Source organism: Spirosoma agri (assembly GCF_010747415.1).
GTDB lineage: Bacteria > Bacteroidota > Bacteroidia > Cytophagales > Spirosomataceae > Spirosoma > Spirosoma agri.
Genome location: NZ_JAAGNZ010000003.1, coordinates 201,685 through 215,733, shown reverse-complemented (window position 1 = coordinate 215,733; position 14,049 = coordinate 201,685). Strand labels below are relative to the sequence as shown.

General features: G+C 48.7%; 12 protein-coding genes. 9 read left to right on the top strand and 3 right to left on the bottom strand.

Annotated elements, in window-relative coordinates; genetic code table 11:
- Positions 1-134: 134 nt before the first annotated feature.
- Positions 135-1,139 (bottom strand): FHA domain-containing protein, encoded by a 1,005-nt coding sequence (locus GK091_RS24910; protein ID WP_164043352.1) that lies wholly within the window; start codon positions 1,137-1,139, stop codon positions 135-137.
- 1,101 nt (positions 1,140-2,240) lie between these two features.
- Here GK091_RS24910 and GK091_RS24905 point away from each other — a divergent pair.
- From GK091_RS24905 to GK091_RS24870, 8 genes are all read left to right on the top strand, one after another.
- A complete protein-coding gene (locus tag GK091_RS24905; RefSeq protein ID WP_164043349.1) occupies positions 2,241-3,620 on the top strand; it encodes a replication initiation protein in 1,380 nt (459 codons plus the stop codon).
- Positions 3,621-3,772: 152 nt separating this feature from the next.
- Positions 3,773-4,717 (top strand): ParA family protein, encoded by a 945-nt coding sequence (locus tag GK091_RS24900; RefSeq protein ID WP_164043347.1) that lies wholly within the window; start codon positions 3,773-3,775, stop codon positions 4,715-4,717.
- 1 nt (position 4,718) lies between these two features.
- On the top strand, positions 4,719-5,588 hold the full coding sequence (locus GK091_RS24895) for a ParB N-terminal domain-containing protein (protein ID WP_164043345.1): 870 nt from the start codon (positions 4,719-4,721) through the stop codon (positions 5,586-5,588).
- 418 nt (positions 5,589-6,006) lie between these two features.
- Entirely contained in the window at positions 6,007-6,417 is a 411-nt protein-coding gene (gene parS, locus GK091_RS24890; RefSeq protein ID WP_164043344.1) for a type II RES/Xre toxin-antitoxin system antitoxin, read from the top strand.
- A gap of 15 nt (positions 6,418-6,432) precedes the next feature.
- Entirely contained in the window at positions 6,433-6,954 is a 522-nt protein-coding gene (locus GK091_RS24885) for an RES family NAD+ phosphorylase (protein WP_317166348.1), read from the top strand.
- Between the two features lie 139 nt (positions 6,955-7,093).
- The gene (locus tag GK091_RS24880) at positions 7,094-7,285 is read left to right on the top strand and encodes a hypothetical protein (protein ID WP_164043342.1); all 192 of its coding nucleotides are present in this window, start codon (positions 7,094-7,096) and stop codon (positions 7,283-7,285) included.
- A gap of 209 nt (positions 7,286-7,494) precedes the next feature.
- Positions 7,495-9,579, top strand: coding sequence for a PAS domain-containing sensor histidine kinase (locus GK091_RS24875; protein ID WP_164043339.1), 2,085 nt, complete (start codon positions 7,495-7,497; stop codon positions 9,577-9,579).
- A gap of 77 nt (positions 9,580-9,656) precedes the next feature.
- Entirely contained in the window at positions 9,657-10,091 is a 435-nt protein-coding gene (locus GK091_RS24870; RefSeq protein WP_164043337.1) for a response regulator, read from the top strand.
- Between the two features lie 430 nt (positions 10,092-10,521).
- On the opposite strand, the gene GK091_RS24865 is transcribed toward GK091_RS24870, so the two are convergent.
- Positions 10,522-11,445 (bottom strand): molybdopterin-dependent oxidoreductase, encoded by a 924-nt coding sequence (locus tag GK091_RS24865; protein WP_164043335.1) that lies wholly within the window; start codon positions 11,443-11,445, stop codon positions 10,522-10,524.
- A gap of 6 nt (positions 11,446-11,451) precedes the next feature.
- Here GK091_RS24865 and GK091_RS24860 point away from each other — a divergent pair, with 6 nt between their 5' ends.
- Positions 11,452-11,700, top strand: coding sequence for a hypothetical protein (locus GK091_RS24860; protein WP_164043333.1), 249 nt, complete (start codon positions 11,452-11,454; stop codon positions 11,698-11,700).
- 538 nt (positions 11,701-12,238) lie between these two features.
- On the opposite strand, the gene GK091_RS24855 is transcribed toward GK091_RS24860, so the two are convergent.
- The gene (locus GK091_RS24855) at positions 12,239-13,813 is read right to left on the bottom strand and encodes a PAS domain-containing protein (protein WP_164043331.1); all 1,575 of its coding nucleotides are present in this window, start codon (positions 13,811-13,813) and stop codon (positions 12,239-12,241) included.
- Positions 13,814-14,049 lie beyond the last annotated feature (236 nt).

Genomic DNA, 14,049 nt, shown 5'->3' with positions numbered 1-14,049 from the left:
TTTTGCATCCCGCTTAGGCAGTTAGCAAACCACCCCGCAACACTGTTTAACGGGGTAAATCCTGAAAATGCCTGATGACCAGCAGACCCACAAACAGAAACAAAAGTAGAACAAGCAGCGCGTCGATCATAAGCTTATGTGTTACGTTGAAACGACAGCGTCACCATACTGTTCAGAAGAATCTGAGCTTTGTCCGGCAATTCATGCCATTGCGGGTTGGCCGGTTCGCTGCGTGCAACGACCTGTTCATTCACACGGGTTTCGTTTCGACTGAACGAGGCAATCTGAAACGATTGGGTCGCTTCGTTGAACCGAATTCGTGCGTGTGGATTCGATACGTAAGCCGATTCGACCAGCAAATAATTCGGAAAGTGCAGATTATCAGGTTCTTTTCGGGCTACAACGATCTCCCGGTCACGCATTAAATACGAGGCTTCTCGGTTTAGCTCGGCGATGTAATAGTCAATCGTGGCCAGTCCCGCGCTCAAACTGCGGGGTAGTTCCGGTGTACCTGGGGTGATAGCGTTACCCATTGGGCTCCGCCTGGTAGCTGTGCTCGGTGAGTCAAACGTAAATTTTACAACAAATGCCCCCGGTTCGCGAAAATCGATGTGATGGAACGTGTTCAGATCGACATCCACCTTTTCGTACCGGTTCGTCTGCTTGACCCGACGCGTTACGTTCATCTTCTCCGACGACTGACCCTGACCATTGCCAGGAAGAATTCCCGTCAGCGTGCCAATTACGATCACGTCGGAGGGATTTACCGATTCCCCGCCCAATTCCCTACCTGCCCCGAACTTGAAAAACCAGCTCGATGCGACGGGCGATACCCGTTCGTATTGTCCTCTCTTCGAGTTGACGGTGAGCGTAAACGCGTTGACTGCTTCGTGAACGATCACGGGAAACGCGTTCAATCGATCTTCGTAGCTATCGGGATGAAGGATAATCAGGAAATGGGCATTGAAAAGCATACTCGTTCCCACAGATTCCCGATGAATTGAGTCAGTGAACGAAGCAACGAGTTCATCCAGAATGCGGTTGTTGGTAATTGTCGCTATAGGCGCATGTTCTGTCTGGCTTGACGGTACAATCAATTTGCTCAATCGAGTCAGCCAGCCTCCGGGCTGATTTTCCATGTGTGGGCGGTTCATTTTGTTCACCATTTGCTTAAACGACGAGTACACGCCGTTTCTTTTAAACGTATGCCAGCTATTTCACAAGCTATTGATTAGTGAAGCTAAGTCTAGGGCAGCTAGCGGAGTCTGTTAGCGCTTTCTAGTTGTTTTTAATTCTCTCCACAAATGGGAGAGAATTAAAAAAGGTATACGTGTATAAGTCAACACTCTTGAGGATAGTACGGTGGCAAAAAAAAAGGCAATTCAAGAAGGCTTATCCGTTCACAGGCTGCTACCCAATTATAACCTACATCACGCTCAACTATAACTTGATCCACGTCGAAGTATAACCCATAACACGTATTCCCGTCACAATTTCCTTTTTCTTCCAAAATTCGGTTCATGATGTAGTTCAGTAGATTAGTCTCTTTTTTTTAAAAAAAATAAGAATTTACACACACAAAATCTGTTGTGTGTTTTTCTTTTTATTTAGTTTTAACTGTTTCTTTTTAGGGCTCTGCAACTATCTGAAAAACAGTATGTTATAAGGTGAACTATAACCTATATCACGTCTAACTATAACCTATATCACGTTTATATATAACCTATATCACGTTTATGTATAACCTATATCACGTCTAACTATAACTCATAACACGTATATCTATAACCTATAACACGTATACTATAACCTACATCACGTATCGAAGATGCTCATTAGCTATGTATAACCTATATCACGCATGTATAACCTACATCACGTATCTATAACCTGGAACACGTATAACTATAACCTACATCACGTATAGGAACTAAGCAGGTTATCAATTGTACTTTACCCTATAAATATATGGTAATAGTATGTTCCAGCCCATTTGCCGACCACTCCGTACAGGTTTAGCGATCGGTTTCAACCGGGTAAAGCAAAAAGGTAATCGATTGCCACTACCCATCGCCCTTATGACATTGGCAAAATGAACTGTATTATAACCCCGAACACGTAAGTATAACCTCGAACACGTACAGAATTGACCAATCCGTAAGCCTAGGCTCGGGTTAAGACGTATTTTTTTGTTATGAGGCCGGGTTTTCGTAAGTTGAGCCTTATTGGGTTAAATTAGAATGGCAAAGGAGACTAAAGTTCGCAGACGCTCGGAGATTGGTGAACGAACGATTGCTCGCATGAAGGCGGGACGTAATGGTATTGTAGAAGCCACCTATCGAATGGACGTAGTCGAATTCCGGGTTTTCTTCACCATGCTCACCATGATTAGCCCCGATGACGTTACGTTTTGTGAGTACGAACTCCGGGTAGCCGATATAATCAGGTTGTTTAGTCTGAGCCGCGACGGACGTAGTTATGAAACGATTAAAGAAGCGGCTGAACGGCTGGTCAATAAGACCATGGTCATCTACCACACCAAAGAGGACGGCAATCGGTATCGAACGGTTATTCCCTTTCTTACCAGTGCCAGCTCTTTGATCGGCGATACTAAAATGGAGTCGATCCGGGTTACGTTCCACCCCGAACTAAAGCCTTTTCTGCTCCAGCTTCGCACAGAATACCTCGAATTTGATGTGCGCAATCTCGCTCGGGTACAGAGCCAGTATTCGATTCGGTTGTATATGATGCTGCGACATCAGATGAACTTGAAAAAAACATCGGTGCGCTACACCGTCGAGCGGTTGAGAGAAGTCTTTGAAATTGGTGATAAAGATTACCCGCTATATGGCAATTTCAAACAGAAAGTATTGGTCAGAGCCTGTACCGACCTAAATGCAACAACCAATATCCGGATCGATGAGATGGAGGAAGAGCGTACCAATCGGAAGGTAGTCGCGGTTGTTTTTCACATGTCGCCCCAGGATTTGCCACTCCTGATCCCCGAAACCAGAGCGGAGATCGCCGGCGAGACACCGCTGGTTTCGCCAGCAACTAAGAAACAAAAAGCAGTCGTCGAAATTGATGACCCGGAAACCAATCTGCTGGTCGATGAATTGCATGGTCTGATCGCTCAATACATTGGTCGCGACGCTGTGCGAACCTGGTTGCATCAGTCCTCGGAAGAACAGATTCGTAAGGCAATCGACTACACGCTCAAGCAAATTAAACAGGGAACCTCAATCAAAAATATTGGCGGATACCTGCAAAAGATGGTAAATACGTCGCTGCCCCTGTCGTTCGACGCACCCGAACCGGTACCGGAAAAAACAAGTCCGCCAACCGGCGACAAAAATAAAACCCGCCAGCAGCAACAGGCGCTTGAAGAGGCTCGGCTGGAAGCGCTGACCGGTAGAAAATACCAGGCGGCTTTGCAGGCACTGACGGAACATCCCGACTGGCACGAAGCGGTCTCACAGCATATGCAATCGGGTTTGTTCGGTAAGTTTTACAAGGAAAAGTTAAGCCTGTACGAAAACGTTAAGAACCCGGCCATGTACGGGCCTTTCTTCCAAATTATCGAGCGACTTAAGCCCGATGTGTTCAACCAGATTCAGTAGTGAGTCAGGTGATTGAGCAATTGGTTGATCGAGTACAGCCATTCTGCCTCCCTCCTACCCCGATCAACTGCCCGTATTTTTTAGTCATTATGGTTTTGGATAAAAGAAGTTCTTTATACTTTTACAAAAGATAATTTTTTATCCAAAAAACTATGATCACCCAGGAAAAACTAGTGCGGTTTCTGCGCGCTAAACCAGCCCTTAACCTGTCGCAGATCGAAAAAGAAGCTGGTATCCCCTCTAAAACGCTTCATAAAGCGCTATCTGACCAAAAGGATATTCCAGCCAAACACTTACCAGCTCTTGATGAAGCCGTCCGAAGGTATGGTTATTCGGAGGCCCTGTTCGATAAAGCGAAAGTTATTTCCGTTGTCAATCATAAAGGCGGGGTTGGGAAAACGACGACAACGATCAATGTCGGTAAAGCATTGAGTTTGCTGGGTAACCGGGTTCTGCTGGTCGATATGGATTCACAGGGCAATCTATCGCAGTGTTTTGGTATCCACGTACCCAGTGAACAGGTGATCGATGCGCTGCTGACGGGTTCTCCCCTACCCATGATCGAAATTTCCAGCAATCTGTTTCTGACGCCGTCTGATATTCGAATGGCATATCGGGAATCCGAACTGGCCAATTCCATCGGTGCTGATCGTAGACTATCGTTAAAACTGGAAGAAGCGCGGGATAAATTTGATTATATTCTCATCGACTGCCCCCCCAGCCTGGGTATTTGCACAACCTGTTCGCTGGTAGCGTCCAACTTTTGTGTCGTGCCTATTCAACCCGAGGCCAGTGCTTACCACGGTGTCGAAAGTCTGTTCAATCGGATTGCCGAGGTTCGGACGTACATCAATCCCACATTGACGGTGAAAGGTATTGTTTTCACGATGGTTCACAAAAACCAGAGTGTTCATAAAAGCATGATGGCGCATATCCGGGATACGTTCCAGAGTTTTCATATCTACGAATCGATCATCGAGGTATCAACGGTTATCAAGCAATCGCAGGTTGCGAAAGAAGATCTGTACACCTACTCCGCTAAATCACCATCCTGGCAGCAATACCATCACCTTGCTACCGAAATAATGTCGATCTGATATGAAAAAAGATTTCATGAGTTCGATGAAAGAAAAGACGTCAGCCCTACGTCCCTCGCTCCTATCGACGGAAGAAAACATCAAAAGCCAGATCCTGATCCTTGACAGCCTGCGCGACTTGATTCCGCCGTTGGCAGATGATGAATTCGAGCAATTACAGCAAAATGTCCTGAAACATGGCGTTAAAGATCCGCTTACGGTTTGGGAAACCACATCGACCGCAGCACAGATCGACGCCGAAGATCGACCAGTGTTTATCCTGATCGATGGCCACAACCGGTACCGAATCGGTTCGCAATACCGGTTGGATTATCGAATCAATCTGGTTCAGTTTACCACATTGGACGAGGTTAAGGCATACATGATCGATTACCAGTTGGGCCGTCGAAATCTAACCGCCGAACAGACCTCATACCTGCGCGGATTGCGGTATTTACAGCAGAAGTCGATGCGAGGAGGAAACAAAACCGGCGGTTCGCAACTGGATGTTTCGGCAGCACTGGGAAAGGAATACGGGGTCAGTAGCCGAACCATAAAACGGGATGGTGATTTCGCGGCTGGTCTGGAAAAGCTGGCGCCTGATGTAAAACAGGCTGTGTTGTCAGGAAAGAAAAAGCTTCCCAAAGCATCAATCAAAACTATTGGCAAAGCGGAGACAACCGAGCCATTTCAGAACATAGATGCGATTGAACGTGCAATATCTTCAGTCGAAACCGGAGCGAAACCAACCACAAAAAAGAGCAAAAAAGGGGAGATGGCAGCGCTGGAAACCGCGATAAGGGAACTAGCCGCCGGAACGCTTACCCGAGACCGATGCGAACAGCTGGTCCTAAAAACGAACGCGTTGATCGGTCTGCTGGGAGCAAAGTGACACGCTGTCACTTTGCTCTTAATTTGACAAAAGCCACGATAGAGAACGAAAAATAGCAAGGTGAAATTCCATTCTGGGGTCAACGTGACAACGTGTCACGTTGACCCCAAATTTTTTAAACTAATGCGAAGCGACTTTAAACATATAGATATAAACCATGATTCGAGGTCAAAGTGACACGCTGTCACTTTGACCGTCGGGTGAAACCAATACTGAGATATACTATTGATTACTAGCAAGATAGCATTTCTGATAGGGGTGAACCACGTAAATTAATTCGCGAAAACAGGGCTGACGCGATTAGTCATTTTTACGGCAGAAAGTAAATTTGCACCTGTCTCCCAGGTCGAACGTTTGCAAAGTCGAACGACTCTTGGCATATTGCCGTTGTAGTAGTGAAAAAAGGCACTGGTTTGACATGGTATACAAAACACTATCTCCGAAGTCGGCTCTTTATCCGCCTTACACCGTTATCGAAAAATCGAGGCAGGGGATACTGCGTTCCGAAGCTGATCAGGTAGCGGGCCTGGTTGGACTAACTGATATCGAGCTGGCGCGTATTCTAAGCATGTCGGTACGCAATCTGCACCGGCTCAAACCCGATGACAAACTCGCACGAGATGCGTCTGAACGGTTGCTTCTACTCACCAATCTTTTACGACACGGGCTCGATGTCTTCGATGAGGATGCCGAAACGTTGGCCGGATGGTTACGTTCGCCAATTCGGGAGCTTACCAGCCAATCGCCCCTGTACCTGTTGGATACGACGACCGGTTTTGGACTGGTCGATGATGTGCTGGGTCGAATCGAGCATGGCATTGTCGGCTAAAAAACAGCCCGAATCGTGACGCTGACTGTTTATCGAACCATAAAGGCAAAATATAGCCGTGACCCGTTGGCAACTGAAGGTGCACGGTTATTCGGCGGACGCTGGAATCCCAAAGGATACCCGTTGCTCTACACGACATCGTCACCCGCTCTGGCTCTGGTTGAATCGCTGGTTCACCAGCCACGTGTTAGCTACGAAAAATTACCGCAGCTCCTGCTGTTTACGCTGGACGTGCCGGGTCAGTATGCTGGTGTAGATGCCTCGCCGGACCTGATAAAAGTATACCCCTTTGATGATCTGCCAGCTTACTGGAACGACGAGAGCTACGAACATACTCAATGGATTCTGCGCGACTGGCTCAATGCGCCCACGACGCTGGTAGCGGCTGTTCCATCTGTGGTAGTGCCTATGTCTTACAACTACCTACTTCATCCGTCTCACCCGGATTTTAGCCAAATTCGGGTTATTAAACAGGAGCCGTTTCCTATCGAGCGTCGGCTCTGGCGGGAAAGGGACCCCCCCGCAGCGGCTGAGTAAAGATCATTCAACACCAGTATGCCGTTTCATCCGTAACGAAGTTAACTAATCCGGTTGAACGAGTCGACCGTATGTTGACAGAAAAACGTGTCGTTGATCCAGTCCAACTGTAGGAGTAATGGTTATAGAATGAACCCGCATGAAACGCCTGTTTGAGTTTGTTTGCTGGCTGCTAGTTGTTATCATTCCGCTGGTGGTCTATTTCAGCGTTGACATCACTGATCTGATGCTGACAAGTAGTCTATGGCGATGGGTGGTGTATTGCTATCCGATCATTTGTTTTGATGTGCTGGGTCTGTTTTATCTGTGGTTAAAAGGCCGGGGGCGCTGAGGCAATGACAATAGATCGGGTGGCGCTTAAAACCCATCCCCGCACAAACAACTGAATGCACTTGCCCCGAGAATCGCTTTCCGATAATTGGACTACCAGCGGGTGAATGACTGAACAGGGATTGCGGGGTTGACAGAACATTTTTCTTCTTCAGATAGTCTATCATATCTGGCAGTATGAATTATTCTCTTGTAATCTAGTTAAATTCAATGGCTGGCGAGCACAAGCCCTTTGACCAAAATACAAATGCCGAACTGGAGAGGCTACAAAATACCTTGCTTAATGCCGGTATTGGCACCTGGGAACTTGATTTCGATCAGTGGCTTATTAAATGGGATGATCAGTGTCAGGCACTTTTTGGTTTATCGGATAATAAAACGATCACCTACGAGCAGCTGCTGGTTCTTATACATCCAGATGACCGGCAGCAGGTAGACGAGTCTTTCCAACGGCTAACCGTAGCATCCTCCACGGCAAACTTAACCCTACGGTTCCGGACGAATGAAACCACCGGGGAGCAATGGATACGCATGATCGGTAAGGCAAAGGCCAATCCTGACAATGCGCCAATGCAACTTTCGGGTGTTGCGCTGGCGATCGTCGGAGAACACAGACGGCCCCAGCCAGCTGATAATCCGTTTTCGGAAGGCGAAGCGAAGCTACGAAGCCTGATCGAAAGTGCCCCTTTCCCCATTGGCGTTTATAGCGGCCCTGAGATGACGATTCAGTTTGCCAACCAGTCAATCCTGGATGTATGGGGAAAAGGCAACGACGTGATTGGAAAGAAATACTCGGACATACTGCCCGAGTTGTCAAACCAGTTGATCTACGACCAGCTTGATCGGGTATACAGGACCGGTATCGCCTTTCATGCCCGCAATCAACGCGTCGATATTGTCATTGCCGGGCGGCTACAGTCCTTTTACTTTAACTACAGCTTTACACCCCTTTACGACGCCGATGGGCAGGTCTACGGGGTCATGAACACAGCCGCAGAAATAACAGATCTGATCCGGGCCAAGCAGGACCTGGAGAAAAGTGAAAAAAATCTGCGGGGTGCTATCGAACTGGCGGAACTGGCCACCTGGAGCCTGGACATCCAAACAAACACATTTCATTATTCGGACCGGTTTATGGACTGGCTGGGATTCTCGAACGATACCGCGGATTTGGATGAAGCATATAATCCGCTGCCTATCGACTTTAGAGATGCAGTGGTCAGCGCCATTAACTTGGCAATACAGCCTGGATCATCGGGTCATTATGAGAACGAACATCCGATCATAAACCGGCTCACCAACCGGACACGAATCATCCATGCACAGGCTCAGGTATTTTATGATGCCAAAGGCCAGCCAGCCTTGCTCAGTGGCACAGCGCAGGACGTTACCATGCAACGGCACGTTCAGCTGGCCCTCGAACAACTGGTGCAGGAACGAACCGAAGAGCTGGAAGCGACTAATGAGGAATTATCCGCCACGAACGAAGAACTGGCAGCCAGTAATGAAGAACTAACGGCCAGCAGTGAGGAGATCGTAGCCGCGAATGAACAGCTTGAAGAATCTAACCAGAACCTGACTCGTTCCAACCAGAATCTGGAGCAGTTTGCTTACATCGCTTCGCATGATTTGCAGGAACCTCTCCGTAAAATTCAGCAGTTCTGTGATCTCCTGAAGACTCGCTTTGCTACGGGTGGCGAAGAGCTGATCTATATTGACCGAATGCAGATAGCCGCTGGTCGCATGTCGCTACTGATCCGCGACTTACTGACATTTTCTCGAATATCAATCCGGCAGGTGACAGCAACGCCCGTAGCGCTCGACCATCTTGTGAAGGACGTGCTGGAGAATCTATCGGTGGCAATTGATGAAAGTCAGGCTGTTGTTCAGGTTGGTATTTTACCGGTCGTACCGGGTGATGATCTTCAACTGAATCAACTCGTTCAGAACTTACTTTCCAACGCGCTCAAATTCCGGCGTACCGATCGAAATCCCCACATTCAGATCAATGCGACTGACGTACTGGCGTCTGAGTTGCCACCGGCTGTAAAACCAGCCCGGCAGGCCGATGCGTATTACCGAATCGACGTAACCGACAACGGAATTGGTTTTGAAGAAAAATACCTGGACCGAATTTTTCAGGTTTTCCAGCGACTGCATGGCCGAAACGAGTTTGCCGGAACGGGTGTTGGCTTGGCCATTTGTCAAAAAGTGGTGACCAATCATGGGGGCGCTATCACGGCCAGTAGCCGGCCTGGTCAGGGAACAACATTTAGCGTTTATTTGCCCATATAAAGCGAAAATAGTATAATTTAGCGTCTGGTTTAGACCAGAAAATGGTACGTCTGGTTGATGTATGCTCACCGCCTACCATGCCCACTAAATTTCCGATTTTACTGGTTGATGATGACCCTGCTATCGCTGATATCCTGAACCGAGCCGCACAAAACAGCTTTATCGAAGCGTCATTTATCCACGTGACCACGTTTGAAGAGGCCAAACAGTATATCGAAGATTTGAAGGGAAGAGGGCCAAAAATTGTGTTGCTGGACATTGATCTGAAAGGCAAGGCCGACGGGTTAGATTTTTTAGCCTTATTGCGGGCTCACCCCAAAGGCCGAACGTTGCCAACGGTAATCTTATCCGCTTCCAAAGCCCCCCGCTTGGTGGAGCGTGCTTACGCTTTTGGAGCATCCTCATTCACGAGTAAGCCCTTCAGTTTTCTTGAGTGGAGAGTGTATCTGAGTAATCTGAGAACGTACTGGTATGAGACGGTTACGCTACTCGATGTCAGACACGAAGAGTGACCAAAATGCGTCATGATCCTCATCGTAGCTACTTATCCGCTTTCCATCTCTTGGTAAAACCGGCTTAACCGGTAGTATAAAATTATCATCAGTTACAGGCATTGTCCCGATGCTGTACAAATTAATGAACTCATTTACGGGCTAGGTTGCCGGGTAGGGGATAAGCAGGAGTTCGGCTCTGGCTTAATTAGTAGGCCGAACCACCGGCATTCCTTTACGCTGTAGCGGTAATGGGTACGGCCGACGTACTGCCTTCCGGTAATAACTCCGCGATTGGATCTACCGTGACGATCACGAATTTAGACGTTGGCGTATTGCTTACACTGGCAACACAGGCCAGGGCAACCAGTGGATTGACTTCCTAAAAATAGACGGCTGTATTTCCCTCCGGAATGTTGTACGGAATGGCGACAAATTTCTCCAGTCTTCGCTATTGCCCCTCAAAATGGCTGGTGATCGTTACCAGCTGACGGCCTCTGATACCGCGTTCCTGCACGTTCGAGTGCCCGCGTACAGGACACGTACTCGAGCCGGGCTTGCCCATTGCGCCTTTCAGCAGATGCAGATTGACAATCTTCTGAATGGTCATCACCCCACTTTTTTGTTGGGTCAGCCCATGGCCCAACAGGTAATGATTTTCTGCTTGGGAGCAATCAGATTGGCCGCTCAGTTGCTCGATCGATTCCCAGCTGGTGTTTCGAATGGTAGCCAGAAAGGTATCGTAGTTAGCGGTGTACTCCTCGATGAACGCCTGATCGATTACCTCGCCGGGGTTTAATTCTTCAGCGCGGAGCAGATGTTTTATAATACCCCGCAATACTGCCATGTCGCCGTTGATTTTTACCTGTAGATGCAGGTCAGCGATGGGCGTACCATCACCAAGCAGTGTACCGACGGCTTTGAGCGGATTCATGAAATCCTGCGGGTTCTTGAAGTGACTCAACCCGGCTTTGTGCAGTGGATTAACGGCAATGATCTTGGCTCCGTCGCATTTGGCCATTTGCAGCGCGGTGAGCATACGCGGATGATTCACGCCGGGGTTCTGACCCATGATCAGGATAACCTCGGCTTTGTGTATATCGTTGAGGGTGACGGACCCTGAGCCCGGTCCCAGTGTTGGACTCAAAGCTGAACCGCTGCTTTCGTGGCACATATTTAAGCAGTCGGGCAAATTATTTGTCCCGAATTGCCGCACAAAAAGCTGGTACAAATAAGCGGGCTCATCAGGCACCTTCCCCGACATGTAAAATATGGCTTCGTTGGGTGAGGCCAGTGTGTTCAGCTCGTCAGCTACCAACTGAAAGGCGTCGGGCCAGGAAATAGGTGTATAGTGCGAAGCACCCGGACGAAGCACCAGCAGATGCGTCTGCCGACCGGCGTTGTTCAGGTCCCGGTCGGCAGACGCAAGCGGGCTACGATGCCGATACCCGTCGCACCGATCCGGCCAGGCGCAGGACGAACAGTCGAACCCGTCTTTCTGATTGAGGTTCAGCAGCGCTTTCGTACCCCGCCCGGTACCCGCTTTGCCCCACGAAAATCACATGGATTTGAGTACGGCTGTTATCCCGGCGGCTATCGTTTCCGGTTTGCCAAGATTTCAGGCCCGTAAGTGCCTCGGGTGGCTAGGCCAGCATAGGGTTCTTGTATTTAGCCCCCACGGTATCAAAGGCGGGAAACACGGGGTTGGATGGACTCTCAGGCTTTGACTCGGTAGCGGAGGAATTTCCAATGTGTAAAAACGGTCGTCAGACTGCAGGAGTAATAGGTAAGCGTACCAATAACCTCGCGAGTAAAGCGACTGAAATCAGAACCGTGTCAATGGCTTACCGCACAACTGCCAGCGATACTGATGCCGCTAAGACTAGTAGATCGACGACCGGATCATGGAAAGTTGGTCAGTATACGAATAACAAAAGAACCGGGGCTATGGACTATATCTAATCGATCTTTAACCCGAATCGGCAGTAGCTGCTCGGAACGGTTGCTTACTCACTACAACTTTCTGATGTACGCGTATTATTCAGATGCGTAGGATCTCCGACTTTTGTAACACTGTTTCTATTGACGCGACGAACCATTGAGTTTGTTCGCAGTCGGCTCTATGTATAGTTTATACAGAACCGTGGTTGATTCGAGTATACAGGCCGTTACGTCGATATGGGCTGAGGCAACTCAGTGGCCATGAGCATGATACCCGTTATGGCACCCGATGTATCGCGCAGGGGCGTGTAAACGAAATCAAAGTAAACGACTTCCGGCTTTTTCTTGCGCACTAGTTGAACGCTCATACTATGGCCGAAGTAGGGCTTCCCTGTATTGAACACATTGTCCATCAATTCCAGGAAACCCTGCTCTTCAATTTCGGGCAACGCTTCCCGAATCGGAAGGCCAAGAACCGCTTTTGTTTTTCCCCATGCCTCAAACAATTTGGCATTGCCTACTTCAACCAGCATTGCCCGGCCTTTAAGCAGACCAATGGCCATGGGGGCTTGTTCAATTATAGTTCGAAAGCGGGCATCGCTCACCTCCAGTCGTTTTTGGGCAATGAACTGGTCGCTGACATCGAGGGCCGTGGCCAGTATGGCGTAGAGGTTTCGGTAGGAGTCCCAGAGGGGGGTAAAGAAAAAGGTATAGTGCCGGTTGATGAGCTGACCCTGCTGCCAGAAGGAGACTAACTGATGACTGCTGGTGACCATTTCGCCGGAAGTATAGGCTCGCTGGAGCAACACGGCAAACGACTGATCACGTAAGGTGGGTAGAGCCGCCAGCAGAGGCTTGCCAATGATCTCACGGTCACATTCCAGGAGGCTGTACATGGCTTCGTTGGCGGTTTCAACAACCAGATTCTGCCCCTGAAAAACACCCATGGCTACCGGCGACGCACTGATCAGCGCCTTAAAGCCAAGTTCAGTGGTTGATAACGAAGCGGGGCTGATTGTGTACTGCGTAAGCTCTTCCACGAGCCCGACGATAAATAGGGGTTTACCCGTTTCATCGCGATGCATCACGCCAACGATTCTGGTATGATAAATTGTACCATCCGGCCAGATGAACCGGGGTTCGTACACGAGTACACCCGTGCGGGTTGCCTGCTCAAGAGCCGCCTGCCGCAATAGCTCATCCTGCGGATGGAGAGCAAGCAAGAATTCTATCCGACTCAGTTTGGCATTGGCATTGCCACATACCCTGTAGGCAAACGTTGAGGAATGAACCAGCTCATCGGTGAGCAAATCCAGCCGATAGACGCCCGTTCCGGACAGGGCTGTGGTCAGTTTATTTAATCCATCGGACTCGGCCAGTTGCTGGCGGGTCGGCTGTTCCTGGGTAACGTCCTGGGCAATACCCACAAACCGATACACCTCGCCCAAGGGGCTGAAATAGGCTCTCCCCTGGCAACGTATCCAGCGAAGCTGACCTGTATCGGCTGCAATCGTGCGGAAGCGAATATCATATTGACCGCCTGACCGTGTGTCTGACGCCCACTGTCGGGCCTGCTCGACCATCGATCGGTCGTCTGGATGAACACCGCCCAACGTGTGCTCGTAGAGAACGACATCCTGACTGGAAATGCCATATAATTCCTGACAGCGTTTATCCCAGCGCACGAGCTGGGTAACAGGGTCGAATTCCCAGGCTCCGATCCCCGCAGACTGTAGAGCGAATGAAGCAAACTCATTGGAGGATGCCACATTGTGAGCAGAGCGGTTTATGTTGTTTGACATGAGCCATCAAGTTGAAAGAAGGTGTAGAATGAACTAGTAAAAGTAACCTGTGCGCCAATTACCAAATTGATGACGAAATATATAACGAGTAGTTGGGGCGAAATAATAATACTAACTATTTTGTATGTGGTTGAAAGTTTATACTACCTTAGTTATACTGTTTCTGTACTATATAACTATGTATCCGGTCAACTTACACGGCAAATTCCTAATGCGGATACGAATTAACCGTAAAA